Here is a 23,899-nt window from a genome sequence, read left to right as displayed (position 1 = left end):
CGGGCGCGATTCGCCTGAAGGGGCGGCCGGCGACCGCCCGGTGCACGCGGATCATGGCTCTCGGAGCGATTCCGAGACGCTGCGCCACAACGGCTCGATCAGGTAGCTGAGCAGGGTCTTCTCGCCGACCCCGATCATCGCCAGGGCGGGCATGCCCGAGGTCAGCTTCTGCCCCTTGAGGATGTGCTCCTGCGAGTCGGGGTCCAGCCGCAGGATGACCCGGTAGTAGGACGATCCGCCGTTCGGCGGTTCGATGACGTCGGTCGACACCGACTCGACGGTCGCCTTCACCGGGTGCATGAAGCGCTGGCTGAAGGCGGTCAGGCGCACCTGGACCTGCGAGATCTCGCCGTTGAGCTCGTCGATGTCGCGCGGCTTGACCTTGGCGATGACGATCAGGTCCTCGTCCTCCGGGACGATCTGCATGACCGCCTCGCGTCCGCCGATCACCTGGCCGATGGTGTGGACCGTCAGGTCGATGACCCGGCCCGACCGCGGCGCCTTGATCTCCAGCCGCTTTACCGACTGCGACACCACCGGCCGCTGCTGGTTGAGCTGCTGGATCTGCTCGACCACGACGTCCAGCCGCTGCGCGACCGTGCTCTGGAAATCGCGCTCGACCTGCACGATCCGAAGCTCGGAATCGCCGATCTGCTTCTCGAGCTGCGCGATGCTGCCGTTGAGCCGGCCGATCTGCCCCTTGAGCGCCGCCTCGTTGCGCTGCAGGGCCAGCAGACGCGGCAGGCGCTCGAGCCCCTTCTCGTACAGCTCGCGAACCGCCCTCAGCTCCTGCTCGATCAGGCTCAGCTGCTCCTCCACCGAGCTGCGCTCGAGCCGGATCGAATCCATCTGCGCCTTGGCCTGATCGATCTGGCCGAGGATCAGGTTGACCTGACCGTCCCGCGACTCCCGCGAGGTCCTGAAGACGTTGCGCTCGCCCTCGACGATCTCGGCGATCTGCGGATCCGACAACTCGGAGAGGACTTCGGGCGGGAACTCGATCTCCGGCAGGGAGTCCCGCTCCGCGATCAGCCGGGCCCGCTGGGCCAGGGCCGAGATGTAGCGCTGGTTCAGGATGTTGGCCTGCGCCTTGTCGCGCGTCGGGTCCAGCCGCAGGAGCACCTCGCCCTCCTCGACCCGCTGGCCCTCGCGGACCAGGATCTCGGTGACGATGCCGCCCTCGGGGTGCTGCACGAGCTTGCGCTCGTTGTCGACGCGCAACTCGCCAGGCGCCATCACCGCGCTGTGCAGCGGGGCGAAGGCGGAAAATCCGCCGAACCCGCCGAAGAAGACCAGGATGATCAGATAGCCGACCATCACCGCCTTGCTCCAGCGCGGCTTCGCCTTGCGGGAGATCTCCTCGTAGGGATCGAAGACAGTCGGCAGCCCGGGCAACTGGGCGTTGTCCCGTTCGACCAGGGTCATGACGTCGCTCGGTTCTGAATCGCAGCGTTTTCCTGGCTGGCCGCGACCTGCGGTTTCGGCTGTGCCGGTACCGGTCCGACCACCTCGTCACGCGGGGCGTATTTGTGGACCACGCCGTCGCGCAGGATCAGCACCTTGTCCACGTACTGCAGAACGTTGATGCGGTGGGCGATCAGCATGACCGTGCAGCCGCGCGCCTTCAGCGCGTGAAGCGCGTTCTTCAGCGCCTCCTCGCCCTGGCTGTCCAGGTTCGAGTTCGGCTCGTCCAGCACCACCAGCAGCGGGTCGCCGTACAAGGCCCGGGCCAGCCCGATCCGCTGGCGCTGCCCGCCCGACATGAGCGTGCCGGCATCGCCGACGGGCGTGTCGTACTCCTTCGGCAGGCGCTGGATGATCTCGTGCAGTCCGGCCAGTTCGGCCGCCTTGATGATCGCCTCCGGGCGGGCGTCCGCCTCCAGCCGGCAGATGTTGTCGCGCACCGTGCCGTCGAACAGTTCGACGTTCTGCGGCAGATAGCCGAGGTACCGGCCCAGGTCCTCCGACGGCCAGGCATAGACGTCGGTGCCATCGAGCCGGATGTTCCCGCTGGTCGGCGCCTCGATGCCGACCATCAGGGTCGCCAGGGTCGTCTTGCCGGCGCCCGACGGCCCGATCACGCCGACGATCTCGCCGGCCGGGATCTCGAAGCTGACGTTGGCCAGGATCGGCCGGTCGATCCCCGGGACCGTGTAGGTCACGTTCTCGACCGAGATGTGGCCGGTGGGCTGCGGCGGCACCACGCTCAGCCGCGGCCGCTCGACCACCGAATTCAGGATCTCGTCCATCTCCCGGTAGGCGGCGAACGCCTCCAGGGTGGTGCGATAGCTGCCAATCATGGTCTCGAGCGGCATCAGCGCCCGCCCGACCAGGATCACCGACGCCATCATCACGCCCGGGCTCATGGTGCTGCCCGGCTGGATCATCTGGACCGCGGCGGCCGACATGATCGAGATCTGAATCACCATCCGCGCCCACTTCGACGCGGCCCCGACCAGCGCCGCCCGCCGGGACGCGACCGACTGGTAGTGCATGGCCTCTTCGGAGTACTGGTGCCAGGAGCGCACGATCGTCGGGGTCATGCCCATGGCCTCGACGATGTCGGCGTTGCGCGCCGCCGCACCCGCCCGCTTGTACGCCGGCATCATCGCCCGCTGGGCCTGGTCCAGGGCATTGCGCGAAAGCCGGTCGTTCAGCACCGCCAGCCCGGCGAGGAGCAGCGCCCCGAAGATCGCGACCAGCCCGACGATCGGGTTCATCAGGAACAGGACCCCCATGAACAGCGGGATCCACGGCACGTCCATGATCGAGTAGATCGAGTTGCTCGTCAGGAACGTCTTGATCTGCGTGAAACGCTGCAGGGCGGCGGTGCCACGCCGGGCTCCGCGCTTGATCGAATGCGCGAGCGAGGCGTGCAGCAGCCGCGAGGTCAGGTTCCGGTCGAGGAAGTTGCCGACCTCGATCAGCACCGCCGACCGGGCGACGTCGACCGCGCCCTGGATGCCGAGCGCGAACAGCGCCATCGCGAACAGCATGCCGAGCGTCGCCATGCTGTAGCTGCTCAGCACCTTGTCGAACACCGAGAACATGTACAGCGGCAGGGTCAGGATGAAGAGGTTGACCACGAAGCTGAACACCGCGACCGCCACGAACGCGGTGCGACACTGCATGAACGCGTGCTTGAGGGCGGCCTTCGCGCCGATGGGGCGATCCGCGTCATTCATCGGCACACCTGCCTGCATACTCCGGCGCGGCGAACCGCTGCCTCCGAACTGCACAATACCGCGTCCGGTGACCGGACGCACGACACTCTCGTGCGATATTTGACCGCCAGACGGCGATCCGCTAAAGCGGGCGCGCCCTTGACCGGCGTTGGTCGGGACGCCGCGGAACGAATAGGCATCATGATGAGCGTTGAACCGATGGGGTCGCCGTTTCGCGTGTTCGTCGGCTACGACAGCCGGGAGGACGTTGCATTTCGTGTCTGCGAATCGTCACTGCGTCATCGATCCTCGATCGCGCTTGACGTCCGACCGATCATGCAAACCAAGCTGAGGACTCAAGGCCTGTACTGGCGCTCGAAGGACCCGCTCGCGTCAACCGAATTCACCTACACGCGGTTTCTTACACCCTACCTGGCGGGCTATCAAGGGTGGGCCCTGTTCTGCGACTGCGACTTCCTGTGGCTGGCCGACGTGGCGGGACTGCTGGCACTTGCCGACCCTGCGAAGGCCGTCATGTGCGTCCACCACGACCACCGGCCGACCGAAACGACCAAGATGGACGGCGCCGTCCAGACCACCTATCCCCGCAAGAACTGGTCGAGCCTGATGCTGTTCAACTGCGGCCATCCGATGACCCGCAGCCTCACGCCGGAAGTCGTCAACACGGCCAGCGGCGCCTACCTGCACCGGATGCAGTGGGCCGCCGACGAGGCCGTCGGCGAGCTGCCGGCAACCTGGAACTGGCTCGAGGGGAGCATGCCGAAGCCCGACGGCGGGACGCCGGCCGTGGTTCACTTCACCCGCGGCGGTCCCTGGTTCGAGAACTGGCAGCACGTCGACTATGCCGACCTCTGGCTGGCGGAACGGGCGGCCCTGGCCGCGCCGGCCGCAGCGATCGAGTAATCGGGCGATCGAATAATCGGGCGATCGAATAATCGGGCGACCGAACAATCAGGCGACCGTCGGCGGCCCGGCCGCGGACCGGCAAGGAGAGAGAGAAACCGGATGAAGAAGGCACTGATCATCGGCGGCGGCTTCGCCGGCTGCGCCGCCGCCCACCAGATCGAGCTGATCGGCGGGTGGGACGTCACCCTGGTCGAGCGCGCCCCGTTCCTGGGCGGCGGCGTCAAGACCCACTGGCGCGGCGGCCACCCGTTCACCTTCGGCCCGCGCCACTTCCTGACGCCGATGGAGGAGCTGTTCGACTACCTGAACGCCATCGTGCCGATGCGCAAGCTCGATCACGAGTTCATCACCTACGTCGAGCAGGACCGCAACTACTACACCTTCCCGATCCACAAGGACGACATCCCGCGGATGCCGGACCGCGGGCAGATCGAGCAGGAGATCGCCGAGGCCCAGCAGCTCAAGGGCTGGACGGCGGCGAAGAACTTCGAGGAGTACTGGATCTCGTCGATCGGCAAGACCCTGTACGGCAAGATGGTCGACGGCTACTCGCGCAAGATGTGGCAGGTCGAGAGCAACGCCATGCTGGACGACTTCGGCTGGTCGCCGAAGGGCGTGGCGATCAAGGAAGGCCCGCGCGAGGGCTGGGATACCGCGATCTCGGCCTACCCGCTGGCACCCGACGGCTACGACCACTACTTCGACGTCGCGACCGCCGGCACCACGGTCAAGCTGAAGACCGAGATCGAGGCGTTCGACATCCAGAACAAGCGGGTGCAGATCGCCGGCGAGTGGCATTCCTACGACCTGATCGTGAACACCGTCTCGCCGGACATGCTGCTGAACTACGCCTACGGCGAGCTGCCGTATGTCGGGCGCGAGTTCATGACCATCATCCTGCCGACCGAGTACGCCTTCCCGGACAAGGTCTACTTCACCTACTACGCCGGTGACGAGCCCTACACCCGGATCGTCGAGTACAAGAAGTTCACCCAGCACCAGTCGCCGTCGACCCTGATCGGCATCGAGATCCCGAGCCACAAGAACAAGCTCTACCCGATGCCGATCAAGAAGGAGATCGCCCGGGCCTACCAGTACTTCGACGACCTGCCCGACGGCGTGGTGTCGATGGGCCGGGCCGGCAGCTACAAGTACATCGACATCGACGACATCATCTGGCAGGCGATGAAGATGGCCGAGGAGCTGAAGGGCGGCGGGTTCTCGCACCCGGTCCCGGTCTACGGGGCCGACCAGTCGGCGCCGAACCTGCTGACCCAGAAGATGGTCGAAGCCAACATCGTGCCGGGCGGCTCGGAGACGGCGCCGGAGTGATCCGGACGGCGCGGGCCCCCAGAGATCCCCGGGGTCTCAGGGCTCGCGCCCGATCCGCTCGGCGAGCTGCCGGATCGGCGTGGCCCAGTCCTGCCCGTCGGTCTGCCAGGCGATCCGGGCGGTCGGCAGCCAGCGGGTGACCGGCGCCCTGCGGGCATAGCGCCAGTCGTCCTGGATCGTTCGCGCGACCACGTCGACACACTTGCCGAGGCCATGGGCCATCGCGACCGTCGAGTTGGCGATCGACACCACGTGGTCGACGGCCGCGACCTGCGCCGCGAAGGCGTCCAGGTCCCGGTAGGCGTCGATCTCGGGGCTGCAGACGAGTTCGCGCCCGAAGCGCTCGGCGACCAGACGGACGTCGGCCGCCACGTCGCCGTACTGCAGCGAGACGAACACCGTGTCGTCCAGGGCGAACAGCGGTCCCCAGTCGCCCAGCGGCGCCTCGAAGGACCGCCCGCGCAGCGGCTTCACGCTGCGCCAGGACAACCCGACGACCCTGGCATCCGGCCGATCGGCGCGGTACACCGCGGCCAGGCGCTCGACCGCCGACGGGTCGGGACACAGGTAGCCGGTCGGCACCGGCATGGTCGCGGCCCCGCACAGCCGCATGAGGTCGCCCATGGGGATCTGCAGGTCGGCGGCGGCGATCGCCGCCTCGGTTCCGTCCTCGTACCGCGCCCTGACGTCGATGTCCGGGAACGAGCGGCGCAGAAGCCCCGCGAGGCTGGCGGCGACCTCGACGACGACCCGGCCGACCCGCCCGGCCGCCCAGGCCAGATAGCCGGCGAACCAGAGCTCGTCCCCGATCCCCTGCTCGGCCCACACCGCCAGGGTCGCGTCCGGCCGCGGCTCGCCCTGCCACACCGGCAGGGGCAGGCTGGGGTCCGCGCCGAGTCGCCGCGATGCCGAGAACGCGGCGATGTCCCACCGGACCGCGTAGCGCTGCAACCCGTCCACCGGGTCGCCGTCCCCGAGCTCGAGCATGGCGCGCACGTAGCGGTACATCGGCTTGTCGTCGAGCGCGACCGCGGCGTCGAGTGCCGACCGGGCCTCCGCGACCCGGCCCTGGTGACGGCGGATCGAGCCCAGATTGTAGTGCGCGTCGGCCACCCAGGGCCCGGCGATCACCGCCATCCGGCCGTACCGGCTGGCCGCGTCCAGGTCGGTCGCCTGCAGGGCCAGCGTACTGGCGTTGAGGTACCCGCCGGGCGCGTGCGGGCGGCGGACGAGCGCCTCCCGGAGGACCCGCCCGGTCTCCTCTCCGTCGTCGAGCTTGAGGAGGGCGGCGCCCAGGTTCTCGACGGTCTCGGCGCGCCGGTCCGGGTCGATCCGCAGGGCCCGGCGGAGCAGTCGGGCCGCCTCCGCGTGCCGGTCGGCCCGTGCCAGCTCGGCGCCGAGCGGTGCCAGGGTGTCGAGCGAGCCTGGCGCGACCAGGACGCCGCGCCGGGCGTGGCGCACCGCCGCCTCGAGGTCGCCGGTCCGGCGGTGGACCAGGGCCTGCAGGATGTGAAGCGACCCGTCGTACGGCTCGCGCGCGATCAGCCGCGCCAGAAGCGGGATGGCCTCGGCGTCGTAGCCGGTCTTGGAGTAGGCGTGGGCGACCAGTCGCAGCAGCTTGAACGACCAGGCGTCGGCGGGAATCGGGATGCGGGTCGCCCAGGCGGCGGCCTCCGGCGCGCGCCCGTCCTGCAACAGCCGGACGACCAGATCGATCCAGCTCGCCTCCTGGCCCGGATCGCTCAGGACCGCGCGCGCGCTCCAGCGGATCGCGTCGCGGCCGGGTTCCGATCCCGCCGGCAGCTTCATCATCACGCCGGCCGTCGCCGGATCGTCCGGCGCCAGCACCGCCGCCCGCCGCAGGCAGCCCAGTGCCGTGTCCGTGTCGCCCCGGCGCTGGGCGAGGACCCCCAGGTTCCGGGCGACCGCGGGATCGCCGACCATCAGCATGCGGGCCGCGCTTTCCAGCCAGGCTCCGGCGGCCCGGTCGCCGCCGGCCTCGGCCCCCGCCAGGTTGACGTAGGGCGCGGCCAGGGCCGGCTCGCGCGCCACCACCATCCGCCAGCGCCGCCGCGCCTCGTCCCGGCGGCCCGCACTCCAGGCGCCTCGCGCCTCCGACAGCTGGGCGACGATGTCCGGATCCCGTTCGCGGAATTCCGGTACGCTCATTCGCCGGTCGTGTCCTCCGCCGGGCCGGGGCCGATGCCCAGCCGCGTGGATGTCGGCTTGTCGTCCAGACGGACCCAACCGCCGGTCTCCATGCTGGCGTACAGCGCGTGCACGAGACGCAGCGACGTCATCGCCTCGTCGACGTCGATCGGCGGCCGGACGCCCTTTTCGATGGCGTCGAGCAGCTCGCCGAGCAACGGGCCGTGTCCCAGGCCGTAGCTGGTGGGAACGTCCTGGCTGTAGGTCTCGGCCGCGCTCTCGTCGCCCTGGCGCGGCTCGACCGGCCGCCAGAGCTCGACGCGGTTGAGGGCGCGGCCGCCGATCTTGGCCATCGCCTGCTCGCCCACGAGATGGAGCGACGCCTCGAAATCCTCGTCGCGGGCCGAAGTGGTCGCCTCGATCGTGCCGAGCGCGCCGGACTTGAAACGCACCACGCCGACGGCGGTGTCCTCGGCCTCCAGCTCGTTCAGCACCGCCTTGCCGGCCGCGCAGACCGCCTCGATCGGGCCGCCGAGCCACTGCAGCGCGTCGAGGTGATGGATCGCCTGCTGCGCCAGCACGCCGCCGTCCATGGCCCAGCGGCCGTGCCACGGGTCGTCGTAGTAGTCCTGGTGGCGGCACCAGTGGACCCGGACGCCGGCGGTCACGAGCCGGCCGATGCGGCCTTCGTCGACCATCTGCCGGACGAACCGCATGGCGGGGTTGTAGCGGTTCTGCTTGACCACCGCGCAGACCACGCCCCGGGCGGCGGCCGCGTCGCGCAGCCTCTCGGCATCCTCGGGGCGGAGCGCGACCGGCTTCTCGATCTGCACGTGGATGCCGGCCTCGATCAGCTGCAGCGCGTGCTCCGCGTGGTGGCCCGACTCGGTGAGAACGCACACCAGTTCCGGCCGCTCGGCGATCAGCTCCGGGATGCTGCCGACCGGCTTGCCGCCGACGGCCTCGGCGAACGCCGCGGCCTTGGCCGGGTCGAGGTCCGCCGCGGCAACCACCTCGACCCGATCCGCGAGCTCCTGGCCGAGGACCTCGCGATAACGCGCGGAAACCCGCCCGCAGCCGAGAACCCCGATCCGCCACTTCTTGCGCGGCACCGTCATGGAACGCTCCTCCACACGAATTCGTTTCTTGATACGCCCACCGAGCCGATCGTCAACCGCGTCGTCCGGTATCCGACGCCAGGAAGCGGGTGAGGTGGGCATTGAGGTCGTCGATGGTGGGGTCCCAGGGCTCCGACGGATCCCGGAAGAACAGCCGCATGCTCGGGGCCCATGGCACGAACGCCGAGCCGAACTGCTGCCAGATCGCCCGTTCACGGGCGGTTCGGAAGATGAAGCCCGGGCACCCGACCGCCCCGGCCATCCAGGCCAGCGAGATCATCGGCGAGACCGCCGCGTCGCATACCTGGAGCAGGGCCAGGATGTCCTCGAGGTCGTCCGTCAGATCGACGCCCTCGGGCGTCACGAAGTCGAACCCGCGCTTGCGGCCGAGCTCGGTGAGCTGCTCGGCCTCCTCCTCGGTCCAGGAGTACTGCAGATTGACGCCGACCGCCCCTTCCGGCAGGGCGGCGGCCAGCTCCTCGATGGTCAGGTACTGGCGGTCGCGCTGGCGGTTGCGGATCCGGCTGCGCCAGGAGAGCCCGAGTCGCGGCCGGCCGGGATAGCGCTCCTCCAGCCAGCGGTCCCACCGCGCCAGCCGTTCGGGTTCCAGCGTAAGACGCGCCGGGAACCGGGTCCCGCGGCGTTCGGCCCAGTCCCAGTTGCCGCGGATGAGGAACTTCAGCTCCGGCACGTAGTGCTGCGGCACGTGGACGATCGGGATCTTGTACTGCAGGTCGCGGTCACGGGTCTTGTCGTGGCCCTCGCGCGAGCGCGGCACGAACTCGATGCCTTCGTAGGTTCGCTCGAACAGCGGGATCAGGCGCTCGTCGCAGTCGACCAGCAGGCGGCGCGTGTCGCGGCGCAGCATCGGCAGGTACCACGACATCATGACCTCGTCGCCGAGCCCCTGTTCCATGTACACGAGCAGGTGGGAGTTCGGGTGCTTCTGCGGCCCTTCCCAGATCCGCTGCCGGAACTTCCGCTTGGGCGACGGAAACGCGTGGGTCTGCCAGCGCGCCTCGATGAGCTTGAAGCCCTCCTCGAGCTCGCCGATCGAAATGTAGGTCATGCCGCGGTTGTAGCGGCCGGCGGCCGCCTGCTCCGGGTCGTCGGTCGCGAACCGCTCGGCGTTTCCGAACGCCTCGATCGCCTTGGTGTATTCCCCGACCGCCCGCAGATGCGAGCCGTAGTTCGTCCAGCACGTCGCCTTCCGCGGGCTCGACACGACGGCCCAGCGGACGTACCGCAGGGCACCCTTGAGATCCTCGCCCCGGACGACGCCCATGCTGAGCAGATTGCTGGCGATCGCATATCCCGGCGCCAGGACCAGGGCCCGGCGCAACGCCTTGATCGCCTCGTCCGTACGCTGCTGCTCGTCGAGGAACAGGCCGTAGTTGTAGTGCAGGACCCGGTAGCCGGGGAACCGGGCGATGATGCCCGGCCACATCTCGCTGACCTGCTCGAACGCCTCGACCGCCTTGTACATCCCGGCGATCATGTTCCAGATCCCCGGATGACGCGGGTTCGTGTCGAGGATCGAACGGGCCCAGGCCAGCGCCCGGGCCTGGATGCCGTCCTTGTCCTCGTCGAGCTGGCGATAGCGGTCGAAGAGCTCGCAGATCCGGGTGATCAGATCGAGGTCGTTCGGTCGGGCCTCCAGCATCAGCCGGTTCGCGGCAATGCCGTGGGCCGGCCACTTCACGGCATAGGCCAGTTCGGCCGCCCGGGCCAGCTGGGCCGGGTCGCCCGGCCGGGCGCAGTAGGCCTGCCAGGCCCAGGCGGCTTCCTTGACGGGATAGTTGCGCGCCTTGAAGAAGCGCTCGAGCGCGCGCATGCCGTCGACCGCGTCGGGAACCTGCACCAGATAGCGCTGCAGCGCCTCGTACGCCTCCTTGCCGTCGCCCTCGGGGGTCGCGGCCAGGGCGAGATCGCGGTGGGCGGCCAGCCGGAAGCGGCCGGGCTGCGAGGCGGCACGGGCGAGCAGGCGGTCGGCGAGCCGCTTGTGGTGATCTGCGGTCGCAAGGGACTTGGCGATACGGTAGGCGCTGTCCGGGTCCAGTCGCTCGGTGTCGCCCGGCTTCAGCGCGGCGACGGCCTCCTCGACGCGGGAAGCGTCCAGCAGGAGCACGGCCAACAGGCCGCGCGGGCGCGGGTCATCGGGAAAACGGACGGCGGCCGAACGGGCGGTCGCGATCGCGGCGGCCCCGTGGCCGGCCATGGCTTCGGCCCGGGCCAGGTTCATCAGGGCCCGGGGATCCGGGTGGTCGTCGACCCGGGCGGCCCGACCGAAGTGCCGAAGCGCGTCGTCGACCGACGATTCCCGGATCGCGATCTGGCCCGCCAGCGTGAGGGCGGAAGCGAAGGCGGGGTCGGCGGCCAGGGTGCGCCGGACCAGGCTGCGGGCCTTCGCCAGCTCGCCGGATTGCACCAGTTGCTTGGCGCGGTCCACCGTGTCGAGACCATATCCCTGCATGGCCGGGTCCATTGTGTTTCGGGCGGGTCTTGGTAGCGGGGATCACGGCAAAAAGAAAGAGGGGCGCTCGAGAGCGCCCCTCCTCCAGTTCTGAACCGACGTTCGAGTATCAGAGGAACTCGAAGTCGTTGATGTCCACCGTCGAGACACCCGAGAGCTTGATGGCCAGGTAGTTGTTGGCCGACGAGCCGTGGATGAAGACGACCAGGTCCGAACCCACCGAGGTGAAGTTGATGGAGTTCGTGCCGCCGAAGCTGGCCGACGACGGGACGATCGCCGGGCTGACACCGGTGGTGAAGATACCGGTCAGCAGGGTGATCTTGTCGGTCCCGCGGGCGAACCCGGAGATGACGTGGCCGACCGAGCCGGTGACCGTGAAGGCCGCCGAAGCCGTGCCGACGACGCCGCTGCCGAAGTGGAAGCGGTCAGCACCGTCGCCACCGACCAGCGTGTCGCTGCCCAGGGTCATGCCGGCGACCAGGGTGTCGTTGCCGTCACCGCCCGAGATCAGCGCACTGCCGCTGCCACCGAGCAGGGAGTCGGCCCCGCCGCCACCGATCAGAGTGTCGGCACCGTCGGCACCCGAGATGGTGTCGTTGCCGTCACCACCCGACAGGGTGTCACCGGTGTTGCCGCCGATGATGATGTCGTTGCCGGCACCACCGAAGAGCTGGAACCCGACGCTGAAGCCGCTGGCACCGAAGATGCTGTCGTCACCGTCGCCACCGTAGACCACGGTCGACCCGGTCTGGGCACCGGCGATCGAGATGCCGGTGAAGCTGACGAGGTCGTTGCCCGCGCCACCGTAGATCAGGAACGCGCCGCTACCGAGCGAGACACCGTTCACGGTGTCGGAACCGTCGCCACCGTAGATCGTGTCCGAACCCTCGGTCGCGATCAGCAGGTCCGCACCGGTACCACCCGACAGGACGTCGGAGCCGGCGCCGCTGCTCAGGGTGTCGTTGCCGTCACCACCGGCCAGCGTGTCAGCGCCGGCACCGCCGCGCAGCACGTCGTTGCCGAGGTTGCCGAACAGGCCGTCGTTGCCGTCGCCGCCCGAAAGGACGTCGTTGCCCTGACCGCCATACAGGACGTCGGCGCCCGAGCCACCCAGCAGGGTGTCGTTGCCCAGGTTGCCGTAGACCAGGTCGGCGCCGTTGCCGGCGGTCACCACGTCGTTGTCCTGACCACCGTAGACGGTGTCAGCACCACCGGCGGCGGTGATGATGTCGTTGCCCTGGTTGCCGTAAACCAGCTGCGAAGCAGTGCCGGTGTACTGGACGGTGTCGTTGCCCGAACCGCCGTAGATGGTGTTGGCGCCCGACGAGCTGACGAAACGGTCGTTGCCGAGGTTGCCCCACAGAACGTTCGAGCCGTTGTTGTCCGTCAGGACGTCGTTGCCCTGACCGCCGAACATCGTGTCGGCGTCGTTGCCGCCGAGCAGCGAATCGTCGCCAAGGTTGCCGTAAACGAGATCGAGACCGCTGTCCGCGGAAATCGTGTCACCGTCCTGACCGCCATACACGGTGTCAGAGCCGGCACCCGACGAGAGCAGGTCACTGCCCTGGTTGCCGTAGATCAGATCAGTCCCGTCAAGCGCGCTGACGGTGTCCGAGCCGGCAAGCGCGGAGATCACGTCGTTGCTGGCGGTACCCGTGAGCGCGTCGCTAGCTGTCGTGCCAGTAATGTTCGCCATCGTTGTAACTCCTAGACTCCCTACAGAGCGTGTGTGCGTCAGAACGATGTTGATCGACCGAAGACGACCACCTCCCTCCCCTGTCAGACCGCGTTCTCACGCAACAGCGCCAGCAGCTACCAGGGAGGACGAAAGGGTTTTACAGCAGGTAATCCGAAGGATGCAAGCGGCCTGAAGGGAAAATCGCCTAGGCATTAGACGTTAGCGGTGACCAGCGAACTCCATGTGACAAATTTGCCACAAGCGTCTCGGCGACCGGAACCGTCAGGTCGCACCCTGGGCCCGGGTGGCCAGATCGATGCATTCGGCCACGACCGCGTCGAGGGCGGCAGGGGGCCGCTCGGCCAGTTCGCGGGCCCGGAGCGCCGCCCGTTCGCGGTACCGGTCGCCGTCGATGACCGCCGCGAGTGCCAGGCCGACATCTTCCACCGTGAAGCGCCCGCCACCCCGCAGTCCGACTGCCACTCCGAGGGCTCCGAGACTGTCGGCGTTCGCGAATTGTTCGAAGTGCCGGGGGACCAGCAGCTGCGGGCGGCCCAGCCCGAGCGTCTGCTCCGCGGTCCCGACTCCGCCATGGTGGACGATGACCTCGGCGCGCGCCGCCATGGCCCGCAGGTCCTGGGGCGCATCCCAGACCGGCAGGCCGCGCTGCCGCCAGCCCTCGCGCTGCGCCGCGGTGGAATCGCGCAGGAAGACCGATCCCGTCCGGCCGGACGCCAGGAGCCCTTCCAGGACCCGCTCGGTGTACGGGAATCCGGCCGAAAGATAGGCGAAAAAGGCCTCGGTCGGTACCGATTCGACCGGCTGCGGCGGCGGATCGATGGGCCCGATCGCCGGAGTCGCCCGGACACGCCGCCAGGGGTCGAGCTCCGGCAGGGTGATCACGAAGCGGGCGCTGCCTTCGAACAGCCGGGGCAGCCGGTCGGGAGTCGGCCGCCCGCGCTCGGCCTGGACCTGGGCGACCACCGACAGCAGGCGCTCCTCGTCGTAGGCCGGCCTGGCCCGCCGGAACGGCAGGAACCGCTCGGTCTCGCTGGGCGGCAGGGTGAAGCCGTCGCCGATCGGCACCCACGGCACGGGACCGCCGAACAGCGCGAGGTTCATGGTGGGTGCGTAGTCGGTGACCACCAGGTCCGGCCGGGTCAGTTCGACCAGGCCGTGCCAGCCGGCGACGACCGGCGAGAGCCGGTCGACCGAGCCGAAGCCGATCGCCCCGAGAATGTCGCCGACGGTCACGGGCTGGGTGCCGTCCGGGCCGCGGATCGCCTCGACCCGGGCGATCGGCGACTGCAGCACCTCGAAGCCGGCCGACTGGACGGCGCGGCCGGCCAGTTCCAGGTTCCGGACGACGAATCGGCAGGCCAGCCCGGCGCTCCGCAGGCGATCGGCGATTCGCAGCAGCCGCGACACGTGCCCGAGGCCGTCGCCCAGCTCCCAGGCGAACAGGACGCTGGCGGTCATGCGCCGCCCCGGTGGCCGACCCGGCGCGCGGCCACCTCCTCGCGGAGCGCCGCGCCGACCCGCTCGAACACGCCGTCCCAGTCGTCCAGCACGGTCTGCCGGAACAGCCGGGCGCTCGGGTACCAGGGGCTGTCCTCGCACCCGACCAGCCAGCGCCAGTCGGCATTGCGCGACAGCACCACCCAGAACGGCCGCCCCAGCGCGCCGGCCAGGTGGGCGACCGAGGTGCAGGTCGTGATCACCAGGTCGAGCTTGCCGAGCGCCACCGCGGTGTCACGGAAGCTCGTCAGCCGCTCGTTCAGCCGGACCACCGAGTCGGGGGCGTTCGCCACTTCCGGCTCGCGGTCGCCCTTCTGCAGGCTGAAGAACCGCACGCCGTCGATCCCGAACAGCGGCATCCACGACTCGAGCCGCGTCGACCGGCTGCGATCGTTCGGAAACTGCGGGTTTCCGCCGAACACGAACCCCACGTTCAGCCGCTCCGGGCCGGCTTCCGGGACCGGAACGTCGGGGCCCTCGGGAATCGGCAGGTACGGGACCGACACCGGCAGCTGCTCCATGGTGTCGATGCCCAGCGCGCGCGGCGCCGACAGCAGCGGCAACTGCAGGTCGGCCGGCGGCGGCTCGGCGAACCGAACGATCATCTGGTCGATGCCCGGGAACCCCTGGAGCAGCGACATCAGGGTCTCGTGGCACTCCAGGACGATGCGGCCGGTCCTGCCCTTGCGCTCGACGATCATCGGGAGGAACCGCAGGAATTGCAGCACGTCGCCGACGCCCTGCTCGGTGTGCAGCAGCAGGGTGCGGCCCTCGAACGGCTCGCCGGTCCACAGCGGTTGCCGGAAATCGCGGCGCTTCGACGGGAAGTTGTCGTATTTCCAGCGCCACTCGTACTCGTCGAACCCTTCCTTGAGACGCCCCGCGGCCAGCAGTGCCAGCGACAGGTTCCAGTGGATCTCGGCGTTGTCCGGCCGGCAGGCGACGGCCCGGCGGTAGGTCACGACGGCGTCGTCGAGCCGGTCCTCGGCGCGCAGCAGGTTGGCGAAGTTGTAGTGGATCCCGCCATCCCCGGGCCCGAGGCAGACCCCGCGCCGGTAGACGTCCGTCGCTTCCCGATAGCGGCCCATCTTGCGCAGCAGGGCGCCGAGGTTCGACAGCAGGTGACTCTTGACGCCGAGGATCCGGATCGACCGGCGATAGAGCTGCTCGGCCTCCTCGTACCGCTCGGTCGAATGCAGCAGGTTGGCGAGATTCAGGGCGACATCTCCCCAGTTGCCGTCGCTGAGCAGCGCCTGCCGATACACCCGCTCGGCGCGGTCGCGGTCGCCTTTGGCTTCCAGCGCCTGGGCGAGCGCCACCCGGTAGCTCTGCCGGAACGGGTTCAGGTTGACCGCGGCGTCGTAGGCGGCAAGCGCGCGGTCGAGCACCTTCTGCCGCTGCAACGCCCCGCCCAGCAAGGCGTACAGTTCGTCGCTGCCGGGCGCCAGGGACAGGCCGCGCTGGCACAGCCGCTCGGCCTCCTTGAAATGCCCGCTGAGCAGCGATGCCCGGGCGGCGACCGTCAGCAGTGCGGCATCGGCGTTCCTGCCGGCCTTGCGCATGGCCTCCCGCAGATCGGCGGTCGCCGATCGCAGGTCGCCGCGGTCCAGCCACGCCGTCGCCCGCCGCCGGAGCAGGTCGACATCGCCCGGCGCTTTCGCCAGTTCCTTCTGGATCTGCTCCAGGGTCGGCGGATTCCGCGGATCGAAGCGCACCGCCGGAATTGCTGCGGTCATCCCTGTTTCCCCTTCGGGTCCTGCAATGTCGCCACACCGTACTTGACGAGCCAGGCCAGCGTCCGCACGGCACGCACCCGCCGTTCGGGCGCGATCTTGCCCAGACACTCCCCGACCGACTGCTCGCCGCCGGCGATCAGGTCGACCAGGGCGGCGGTCTCGTCGGCGCCGAGCATTGCGTTAGCGGCAAAGACGTTGGCCGACAAGGCGGTCAGCGCGTCGAGACCGACCCCGTCGGGGTCGACCCGGACGATGCAGTCACCGCGCATCGACGCGCTCGCATGCCCGCCGAACACGTCGAACGGGTCGGCCAGCTTGGGGTGCCTGGCCGGCAGCGACGGCGGCGCGATCTCGGTGTCGGTGCGCCGCGCCTCCGCCAGCTCCGCCCACAACTCCTGGTAGGCCGACACGACGACCGACCAGTCGTAGCGTTGCCGCGCCCGGCGTTGCCCGGCCTCGCCCATCTGCCGCCGCCTCTGAGGGTCGCGGACCAGCACCTCGAGGGCGTCGGCGATCGCCGGCACGTCGACCGGCGTCATCTGGCTGGTATAGCCGACATACAGGTCATAGTTGAGATTCTCGCTGCCGTACGCATCGGCGACCGCGGTGCCGTTCCCGGCGGTCGGCAGCCAGGTCGGCACCCGGATGCCGGTCTCGCCGTCGACGACGGTATCGCGATAGCCGTCCCAGTCGCTCACCAGGCAGGGCAGGCCGGCGGCCATCGCCTCGACCGGCGTGATGCCGAAGCTTTCCTGGATGTTGTCCGACAGCGAGACGAACAGGTCGGCCGCGGCCCAGCTCGCGTCCGACAGGCCGCGGTCGGCGCCGTCCAGGAAATGCACCGCGACATCCGGGCAGAACCGCTCGGCCCCGCCCCGGTAGCCATCCTCGGCCGCCTTGTTCGGGAACTGCCCGGTCTGCACCAGATGGAGCCGCGGCCCCGCCGTCCCGAGCCGGCGGGCGGCCCGTTGCGCCGCCAGGTACATCGGCACCGGATGGGCCTTGGCGTGAAACGCCAGCCGGCCGAAGAACAGTGCGACGACGTCGTCCTCGCCGGCCCCGATCCGCTGGCGGAGCGCCGCCCTCGCCGCCGGGTCGCCCCCGAGCCGCGCGAACCGGCCGGCATCGACGCCGAGCGGGATGACCGGCGTCCGGACCGGGCTGTACGGCCGCTTACCGACCCGCTGCTCGATGTAGTCGGCGTAGTGCTCCTGCTGGCGGAGCACCGCCGCGCGCACCGCCCGCGACGTGCAGATCAACGCGTCCCACGACTGCACCGGCGCGGTCAGCAGGTCGGACAGCATCTCCATCACGCCGAGGCTGGAGATCGTGTGGGTGATCCCGCACAGGCTGAAGCCCCGCTGTCCAAAGATCCGCCGCGCGGTCGCGAACCTCGGCAGCTGAGGGTCCGGGATGAAGTACGTGCCGACCGCCGCGATGGCATCCAGCCGGCGCGTGTTGTAGACGCCGATCGGGCGGGCCGACAGCACCGGGTCGTCGCCGGCGATCGCCGCGACCTGGCGCCGGAACGCCGGCGCGTGGGAATCGTGGAACCCGATTCCGACGTAGCGGTCGACGTCGGCGTGGCGCACGAATCCCTCGAGAAAGCTGGCGCCCGCCACGTGGCGACCCTTCACCAGCTTCTGCCCGGCGTCGTAGGCGGACGGCTCGAACAGGATGGCCGCGTTCGGACGGGTCACTGCGCGGCCCCGGCGGCCGGCGGCTCTCCGATCAGCGCGACCGTCTTCTCGAACTCCTCGATGATGATGTCCCGGTTGTCGGGCCGCCACACGAAGCGGCAAACCGGGGTCGCCATCGGGAAGTCGCCGTACGGCTCGACCCCGAGCAGCTGCGCCATCCGCGGCAGCCCGCCCTGTCTGGCCACCTCCGGCAGCTTCTCCACCGGCAGGAACAGCAGCAGCTTGGAGTCCGGCATGAAGAAGTTCAGCAGCGGCGGTCCGCCGTTGTCGGCGAAGTTCAGGTAGGCCCGACGGTACATCGCCAGCCGCAGCTCGACGTCGAGCCCGCCGATCCCGAACACCGGCAGATCCTCGAACAGCTTGGTGTCCAGGCCGGCCAGGGTGACGTCGGTGTCGCACATCACGACCGGCGCGAACCCGCGGTCCTGCATGTGCCTGGCTGCCGCGATCCACTCCTCGATCTGCGAGTTACGCTTCGGTTCCGCCTTCGAGGTCCGCAGGGTCATCACCACCGGCGGCTTGCCATCGGTCCGGTTCGCCAGCCACTCGTCGACGTTCCGCAACGCCGCCGGAGTCGGCTCGAACACGTGGTTCTCGGCGCCGGTCGGATTCATCCCGAACAGCTGGTGCAGCATGAAGGCGTGGTTCGGCTTCTCGACCGTGTAGTTGGGCGGGAACATCTGCTTCGGGTGGACCGCCCGCAGCAGATTGGCGAGGTCGGCGCGGCGCTCGAAGAACGACACCCCGAGGCAGCGGCGCGAGATCGAGGCATGCTGCAGGTGGATGTGCCGCAACCGCCACATCTTCTGCTCGCGGTCCAGGGCGTTGTCCTTGGGCGTCAGGTGCCGGAACCCGTCGCCGTCGCCGAGCACGAAGACCATGTGATAGCCGGCGAATCCCGACCGCTCGGTCCAGACATGGGCCAAGGCATAGAAGTGCAGGACGTCGAACGTGACCGGCGCACGACCCAGGTCGTAGACGGCGTACAGGGTCGGCCGGGCCGGTTCGTCGGGATTCGTCATTTCTCGGAACTCGGTGCTGTCAGTTCGGGTTGAGCCACTCGCTCTCGTAGATCTCGTGGCGCGTCGGCATCTGCATGCCGAAGAAGCGCCGGTAGTCGTCGACGGCCAGATCGTACAGATCCCAGGATTGCAGCCGCAACCGGGCCGCCGCCAGGATGAAGAGCTTGCGCAGGTAGCGGTGGACCTCCGGCTCCTCGTCCCCGACACGCCAGCCGGTGGCGTGCAGCCGGTTCAGGCACACCACCGAGAAATCCGGCATCCCATTGCGCAGCGCGAACACCGCCAGCTTGACCAGCCCGGCCGCGGTCTCCTCGCCGCCCCAGGCCTCGATCGACGGGAACTTGCGCACGAACAGGGCGTCGCAGCCGCACAACGTGCCGTAGTTGCCGTCGACGGTCAGGTAGCTCAGCGCCTGTCCCTTGCCGTCGTAGTCGAATCGCATGAGCCGGAAGTCGCGCTCGTCGATCATGTGGTGGAAGATCGAGGAGGCGGTCTGGCCCACGAACGAGTCGTCGAACTGCAGTTCGACCCGCACGCCGAGCGCCCGGTCGAGGGCGCGCCCGGCCCCCTCCAGTACCCGCAGCTCGTGGCTCTCCACGTCGATCTTGAGGAAGTCGGCGCGGCCCCCGTTGGCGTCGATATAGGCGTCGAGCGTCGTCGCGGGCACCGTGATCGACCCCTGAACCGTTCCTTCCTCCGGCCGCACCTCGCCGAACCAGAGACTGGCCGGGTTGGGCGGCGTGGCGCCTATGTAGCCGTGATGCGCGGTGATGAACAGGTCGATGGTGGTGTCCGGCACCGCCCCCAGCGCGAACGGCATGACGGCGATGTCCGGATGCCCCTCGTACTTCCTGGTCAGACGCGCCGCCTCGACCGGCTCGGGTTCGAACATGCGGTAGTCGATCGGCGCCTCGTAGCCCCGCCAGGACGGGTGGATGCCGTACCGGCCGCCGGCGTCCATCACGGCGGTCGTCCAGAGATCAGGCGCAACCGGTTCTGTCATGACGGCCCCCTCGGCTCCGCGAGCCCGGATCAGCGGACGCGCTCGATCGTCGGCAGTCGCGGATCCGTCGACCAGACCGTCCCGCGATACCCGTCGTCCTTCAGCTTCGCCGAGATCGCCGCCTGGTGGTGGTAGGCCCCGACGAAGACGTGGTCGAGCCCCGCCAGCAGCGCGTCGCTGCGCGGATGGATGGTGGCGGTCCCGCCGCGGCCGTAGGCGAACCGGCCGCCGTAGTCCGGGTTGTCGTCGACGAACCGCGTCGGCGCCGCGCCCTCGGCGAACAGGTTGTAGAAGGTCACGCCCTGCGAGGTCGCGCCGTACACCGCGGTGCGGTCGGGGGCGCCGTCGAAGGCGGCGAGGAACGCCTCGTGCGCCCGCCGCCGGTCGCCGACCCGGTCGATCGCGCTCGGCGCCGGGTTGCGGTCCTCCACGGCCGGGCGCCCGGGCCGCGCCAGGATGCCGACGTCGTGGCCCTGCATGATGTCGAGCGACCCGGTCACCTCGAGGCCGGCATCGGCCAGCAGCCGCCGGCGCGCCGCGGCGTCGAAATAGTGCAGGTGCTGGACATGCACCTCCATGTACGCCCCGGCGTCGGCGATGAACTCCAGGGTCGGCACCTCGACATAGGCGAAGCCGCCCGGCGCCACCGCATCGCCCAGGGCCCGCACGAACGGCCGCACGTCGGCGATGTGCTCGACCACCTGCCGGCAGATCACGCCGTCGAAGGTCTCGTCGACGGTGTCGGGGCCGAAGAAGTCGTTCACCACCCGGATCCGCTCGGCCTGGTCGCCGAGCAGGGCCGGCAGCTCGTCGTTCGGCTCAACCACCGTGACCGCGGCGCCCAGGTCGGCGAGCAGCCGCGCCAGGCTGCCGGTGCCGCCCCCGACCTCGAGGATCCGCTTGCCGACGAGGCGCTCTCGGCCGAGGAAGTCGAGCAGGGTCTGGTAGCGCTTGTGCATGTCGGCCGAGACCGGCCGGTTGGTCGCGGTCTGCCGGCGGTAGATCTCGGCGATCGTCTCCGGCGACAGCGCGAGATTGAACACGTGTCCGCAGGTCCGGCACTGCCGGAGCCGTACCGGGGCGAAACGGTCGGTGAGAGCGGGGTCCGCCACGACCCAGAACATCTGGGCCATCGTGTCGTAGACGACCGGGGCGCGATCAGCTTCGCAAAGGGGGCAGACGTCGGATCTGGGCTCGGTCATGCAAGGTCGTTCGTGGGCGGCTCGCTTCCTCGGCCGGGCGACCCGGCCGAGCCCGTGCTAATAGGGAGCCGAACCGGATTCGCCGAAGGTACCGCGATGGCCCAGCCCCGATCCAACACAATCGTCCGACGGGTGGCCGTGACCGGCGCCGGCGGCTTTCTCGGCGCCTGGATCGCGCGGGTCCTGGCGGCCGCCGGGTTCCGCGTAACCGCGCTCGGACGAACGGTCCCGGCCGGTTTCGGCCCCGACGTCGAGGCCCTGGGATGGGACGGGACCCGGCCGGCACCGGACCGGCTCTCGGTCGACGCCGTGGTCGACTGCGCGGCCGCGATCCCGGCGCGAATCGGCGATCCCGAGGTCCTGGTCGCGACCAACGCCGCGCTGGCCGGCGGCGCGGTTGCGCTGGCGGCGCGCACCCGGGCACCGCTGATCTACATGTCGTCGCAGTCCGCGATCGGCCGGCCGGCCGTCGAGGTCATCGACGACGCCACCCGGCCCGACCCCGACACGCCGTACGGCCGTTCCAAGCTGGCCGCCGAGCAGGCGATCGCCGCGGCGGTCGCCGACGGCCGCCTGGCCGGCGCGGTCGCGCTGCGGCTGCCGGCGGTGATCGGCCCCGGGTGCCACGACAACTTCCCGGCCACCATCGCCGCCCGCCTGGCCGCCGGCGAGACGGTGCCGGTGTTCAACCCGGACGGCCCGTACAACGCGGTGGTGCACGCCGACTCGGTCGCCGCCTTCGTCGGGCACCTGCTGGCCGCGCCGCCGTCCGGTTTCCGCGCGGTTTCCCTGGCGTCGCGCCCGCCGATCCCGGTGCGCGCCGCGGTCGAGGCGGTGGCGGCCGGCCTCGGCGTGGAATGCCGGCTCGACCTGCGGCCGGCCGGACACCCGTCGCCGACCATCGACCCGGCCGGCGCCGAAGCGCTCGGTTTCGTCGCCGACGACACCGGCGAGGCACTGACTCGATTCGGCGCCGAGACGGCGTTACGCATTGCGACCCCGCGGCCGCCGCGATAAGACTGCGAACCTTCCGGAAGTGCAAAAGCGACAAGAGGCCACGGCGATGACCGGCTCCAACATGGGCGTCGACAACAAGTTCCCGGGCAAGGACCTGACCGAGGACGACATCCAGAACAAGATCCCGCTGGTCGCCAAGCGGAGCCCCGACCACCGCACCACCTTCGAGTGCGGCGGCGTCGAGTTCGGCGGCAAGCTGGTGCCGGTGATGGCCGGTCCGAACACCGTCGAGAACGAGGAGCTGATCGTGAAGACCGCGATCGGCATCAAGAAGGCGGGCGCGCACTTCCTGCGCGGCGGCGCCTTCAAGCCGCTGACCTTCCCGTACCGCTCGGCCAAGTTCTTCGAGACCCGCGAGAAGGGCCTGGAGTGGCTGCAGGTCGCCAAGAAGGAGACCGGCCTGCCGGTCGTGACCGAGGTCATGGAGATCTCGAAGATCGACCTGGTCGCGAAGAACTGCGACATGCTGCAGATCGGCACCCGCAACATGCAGAACTACCCGCTGCTGACCGAGGTCGGGAAGACCGGCATGCCGGTCATGCTGAAGCGCGGCTTCGGCAACAGCCTGCGGGACTGGCTGATGGCGGCCGAGTACATCGCGCTGGAGCACGACCGGCTGAACCAGCCGACCAAGATCGTGCTGTGCGAGCGCGGCGTCGTCGCCCCGCATACCCACCGCGCCACCTCGCGGTTCCTGCTCGACCTGCAGGTGATCCCGGCGGCGCAGGAGATCACCCACCTGCCGATCATGTCGGACCCGAGCCACGCCACCTTCTGGCAGCCCTGGGTCAAGTCGATGATGCTGGCCTCGATCGCCGCCGGCGCCGACGGCCTGATGCTGGAGGTCCACCCGGACCCGAAGAACGCCGCGGTCGACCCGCTGCAGTGCTCCAGCCTCGAGCAGTTCGACGACATCATGAAGGCCTGCCGCCCGGTGGCCGAGGCGATCGGGCGCACGGTCGACGCCTGACCATGCCGGGCGCAACCGCATTCCCCGGGCCGATCGGCAACGCCGTCGAGATCGCGACCGAGCGCTATGCCGCGATCCTCGGCGCCTCGCCGTCGAAGGGCGCGCGCTCGCCGGTGCTGTGGAACGCCGCGTTCAAGGCCGCCGGCATCGACGCCGTCATGCACCCGATGGACGTGACCGCCGGAGACCTGCCGGCCCTGGTCGCGGTCCTGAAGGCCGACCCGCGGTTCGTCGGCGGGGCGGTGGCGGTGCCGCACAAGCAGGCGCTGGTGCCGCTGCTCGACCGGGTCGAGCCGGAGGCGGCCCGGATCGGCGCGGTCAACGCGATCTACCGCGACGGCGGCGCGCTGGTCGGCGCCAATACCGACGGGGCCGGCGCGCTGTCGCAGATCGAGGAGCTGGTCGGCGGCGGCCACGCCCTGCGGACCCGCCGCGCCCTGGTGCTGGGCCTCGGCGGCGCCGGGCTGGCGGTCGCGGCGTTCCTGGCCGGCCGGGTCACCGAGCTGACCGTCGCCAACCGGACCCGCGCCACCGCCGAGACGGTCGCGGGGAGGCTCGGGGCGATGGTGGCCGACTGGCCGGTCGGCGCCGACGTGCTGAGCAAGATCGACCTGCTGGTGAACGCCACCACCATCGGCCACGCCGCCGGTCCCGAGGGCTCGCCGGTCGCCGAGGCCGACCTGGCGGCCCTGCCGGCCTCGGCGGCGGTCTACGACGTGATCTACCAGCCCGACGTCACCCCGCTGCTGGCGATGGCGTCGGCCCGCGGCCTCGCGACCCGCAACGGCCTCGGCATGAATCTCGACCAGGCGGTGATCGCGTTCGGCAAGGCCGTTCCGGGTGCGCTCGAGATGGACGCCGTCCGCGCGGCGATGCGGGCGGCTTGACCGG

17 protein-coding genes are annotated in these 23,899 nt (G+C 69.9%); 5 read left to right on the top strand and 12 right to left on the bottom strand.

The window, feature by feature from the left end:
- Positions 1-51: 51 nt before the first annotated feature.
- Together IE246_RS19285 and IE246_RS19280 are read right to left on the bottom strand one after the other, a co-directional pair.
- A complete protein-coding gene (locus IE246_RS19285; protein ID WP_189992683.1) occupies positions 52-1,425 on the bottom strand; it encodes an HlyD family type I secretion periplasmic adaptor subunit in 1,374 nt (457 codons plus the stop codon).
- On the bottom strand, positions 1,422-3,185 hold the full coding sequence (locus IE246_RS19280) for a type I secretion system permease/ATPase (protein ID WP_189992681.1): 1,764 nt from the start codon (positions 3,183-3,185) through the stop codon (positions 1,422-1,424). The genes IE246_RS19285 and IE246_RS19280 overlap by 4 nt, the downstream gene beginning before the upstream one ends.
- A gap of 315 nt (positions 3,186-3,500) precedes the next feature.
- On the opposite strand from IE246_RS19280, the gene IE246_RS19275 reads away from it, so the two are divergent.
- Positions 3,501-4,088: a hypothetical protein gene (locus tag IE246_RS19275; RefSeq protein ID WP_229837384.1), complete on the top strand. Its 588-nt coding sequence runs from the start codon at positions 3,501-3,503 to the stop codon at positions 4,086-4,088.
- A 102-nt stretch (positions 4,089-4,190) separates the two neighbouring features.
- Positions 4,191-5,423: an FAD-dependent oxidoreductase gene (locus IE246_RS19270; RefSeq protein ID WP_189992679.1), complete on the top strand. Its 1,233-nt coding sequence runs from the start codon at positions 4,191-4,193 to the stop codon at positions 5,421-5,423.
- 36 nt (positions 5,424-5,459) lie between these two features.
- On the opposite strand, the gene IE246_RS19265 is transcribed toward IE246_RS19270, so the two are convergent.
- The 10 genes from IE246_RS19265 to IE246_RS19220 form a co-directional block, all read right to left on the bottom strand.
- A complete protein-coding gene (locus IE246_RS19265) occupies positions 5,460-7,592 on the bottom strand; it encodes a tetratricopeptide repeat protein (RefSeq protein WP_189992677.1) in 2,133 nt (710 codons plus the stop codon).
- The gene (locus IE246_RS19260; protein WP_189992674.1) at positions 7,589-8,689 is read right to left on the bottom strand and encodes a Gfo/Idh/MocA family protein; all 1,101 of its coding nucleotides are present in this window, start codon (positions 8,687-8,689) and stop codon (positions 7,589-7,591) included. The genes IE246_RS19265 and IE246_RS19260 overlap by 4 nt, the downstream gene beginning before the upstream one ends.
- Positions 8,690-8,741: 52 nt before the next feature.
- Positions 8,742-11,162: a tetratricopeptide repeat protein gene (locus IE246_RS19255; RefSeq protein WP_189992673.1), complete on the bottom strand. Its 2,421-nt coding sequence runs from the start codon at positions 11,160-11,162 to the stop codon at positions 8,742-8,744.
- A 109-nt stretch (positions 11,163-11,271) separates the two neighbouring features.
- A complete protein-coding gene (locus IE246_RS19250) occupies positions 11,272-12,858 on the bottom strand; it encodes a calcium-binding protein (RefSeq protein WP_189992671.1) in 1,587 nt (528 codons plus the stop codon).
- 264 nt (positions 12,859-13,122) lie between these two features.
- Positions 13,123-14,319 carry a nucleotide disphospho-sugar-binding domain-containing protein gene (locus tag IE246_RS19245; protein ID WP_189992669.1) on the bottom strand — a complete coding sequence of 399 codons (1,197 nt, stop codon included), beginning with the start codon at positions 14,317-14,319 and terminating at the stop codon, positions 13,123-13,125.
- The gene (locus tag IE246_RS19240) at positions 14,316-16,094 is read right to left on the bottom strand and encodes a tetratricopeptide repeat protein (protein WP_189992666.1); all 1,779 of its coding nucleotides are present in this window, start codon (positions 16,092-16,094) and stop codon (positions 14,316-14,318) included. The genes IE246_RS19245 and IE246_RS19240 overlap by 4 nt, the downstream gene beginning before the upstream one ends.
- Entirely contained in the window at positions 16,091-17,794 is a 1,704-nt protein-coding gene (locus IE246_RS19235; RefSeq protein ID WP_189992663.1) for a glycosyltransferase family 4 protein, read from the bottom strand. The genes IE246_RS19240 and IE246_RS19235 overlap by 4 nt, the downstream gene beginning before the upstream one ends.
- Complete coding sequence (locus IE246_RS19230; RefSeq protein WP_189992662.1) at positions 17,791-18,816, bottom strand: hypothetical protein; 1,026 nt, start codon at positions 18,814-18,816, stop codon at positions 17,791-17,793. The genes IE246_RS19235 and IE246_RS19230 overlap by 4 nt, the downstream gene beginning before the upstream one ends.
- Positions 18,817-18,835: 19 nt before the next feature.
- On the bottom strand, positions 18,836-19,819 hold the full coding sequence (locus IE246_RS19225) for an FkbM family methyltransferase (RefSeq protein WP_189992660.1): 984 nt from the start codon (positions 19,817-19,819) through the stop codon (positions 18,836-18,838).
- Positions 19,820-19,848: 29 nt separating this feature from the next.
- The gene (locus IE246_RS19220) at positions 19,849-21,021 is read right to left on the bottom strand and encodes a class I SAM-dependent methyltransferase (protein ID WP_229837383.1); all 1,173 of its coding nucleotides are present in this window, start codon (positions 21,019-21,021) and stop codon (positions 19,849-19,851) included.
- A gap of 96 nt (positions 21,022-21,117) precedes the next feature.
- Between IE246_RS19220 and IE246_RS19215 the strand changes: the two genes are divergently transcribed.
- The 3 genes from IE246_RS19215 to IE246_RS19205 are packed head-to-tail and all read left to right on the top strand — an operon-like array spanning position 21,118 to position 23,895.
- Entirely contained in the window at positions 21,118-22,038 is a 921-nt protein-coding gene (locus IE246_RS19215; RefSeq protein WP_189992657.1) for an NAD-dependent epimerase/dehydratase family protein, read from the top strand.
- 46 nt (positions 22,039-22,084) lie between these two features.
- On the top strand, positions 22,085-23,008 hold the full coding sequence (locus IE246_RS19210; RefSeq protein WP_189992655.1) for an N-acetylneuraminate synthase family protein: 924 nt from the start codon (positions 22,085-22,087) through the stop codon (positions 23,006-23,008).
- Between the two features lie 2 nt (positions 23,009-23,010).
- Positions 23,011-23,895, top strand: a complete 885-nt coding sequence (locus IE246_RS19205; RefSeq protein WP_189992653.1) for a shikimate dehydrogenase family protein — start codon at positions 23,011-23,013, stop codon at positions 23,893-23,895.
- Positions 23,896-23,899 lie beyond the last annotated feature (4 nt).

Source organism: Thalassobaculum fulvum, from assembly GCF_014652915.1.
In the GTDB taxonomy this organism is placed as follows: Bacteria; Pseudomonadota; Alphaproteobacteria; order Thalassobaculales; family Thalassobaculaceae; genus Thalassobaculum_A; species Thalassobaculum_A fulvum.
Note: the sequence above shows the minus strand (reverse complement) of the source record. Positions and strands in the feature narration are given on the sequence as shown.

Bases quoted from the DNA above. Each gene is read 5' to 3' on its own strand.
- IE246_RS19240 (WP_189992666.1), bottom strand. From the start codon at position 16,094: ATGACCGCAGCAATTCCGGCGGTGCGCTTCGATCCGCGGAATCCGCCG.
- IE246_RS19280 (WP_189992681.1), bottom strand. From the start codon at position 3,185: ATGAATGACGCGGATCGCCCCATCGGCGCGAAGGCCGCCCTCAAGCAC.
- IE246_RS19265 (WP_189992677.1), bottom strand. From the start codon at position 7,592: ATGAGCGTACCGGAATTCCGCGAACGGGATCCGGACATCGTCGCCCAG.
- IE246_RS19225 (WP_189992660.1), bottom strand. From the start codon at position 19,819: ATGACAGAACCGGTTGCGCCTGATCTCTGGACGACCGCCGTGATGGAC.
- IE246_RS19220 (WP_229837383.1), bottom strand. From the start codon at position 21,021: ATGACCGAGCCCAGATCCGACGTCTGCCCCCTTTGCGAAGCTGATCGC.
- IE246_RS19245 (WP_189992669.1), bottom strand. From the start codon at position 14,319: ATGACCGCCAGCGTCCTGTTCGCCTGGGAGCTGGGCGACGGCCTCGGG.
- IE246_RS19215 (WP_189992657.1), top strand. From the start codon at position 21,118: ATGGCCCAGCCCCGATCCAACACAATCGTCCGACGGGTGGCCGTGACC.
- IE246_RS19275 (WP_229837384.1), top strand. From the start codon at position 3,501: ATGCAAACCAAGCTGAGGACTCAAGGCCTGTACTGGCGCTCGAAGGAC.
- IE246_RS19260 (WP_189992674.1), bottom strand. From the start codon at position 8,689: ATGACGGTGCCGCGCAAGAAGTGGCGGATCGGGGTTCTCGGCTGCGGG.
- IE246_RS19270 (WP_189992679.1), top strand. From the start codon at position 4,191: ATGAAGAAGGCACTGATCATCGGCGGCGGCTTCGCCGGCTGCGCCGCC.
- IE246_RS19210 (WP_189992655.1), top strand. From the start codon at position 22,085: ATGACCGGCTCCAACATGGGCGTCGACAACAAGTTCCCGGGCAAGGAC.
- IE246_RS19230 (WP_189992662.1), bottom strand. From the start codon at position 18,816: ATGACGAATCCCGACGAACCGGCCCGGCCGACCCTGTACGCCGTCTAC.
- IE246_RS19255 (WP_189992673.1), bottom strand. From the start codon at position 11,162: ATGCAGGGATATGGTCTCGACACGGTGGACCGCGCCAAGCAACTGGTG.
- IE246_RS19285 (WP_189992683.1), bottom strand. From the start codon at position 1,425: ATGACCCTGGTCGAACGGGACAACGCCCAGTTGCCCGGGCTGCCGACT.
- IE246_RS19250 (WP_189992671.1), bottom strand. From the start codon at position 12,858: ATGGCGAACATTACTGGCACGACAGCTAGCGACGCGCTCACGGGTACC.
- IE246_RS19205 (WP_189992653.1), top strand. From the start codon at position 23,011: ATGCCGGGCGCAACCGCATTCCCCGGGCCGATCGGCAACGCCGTCGAG.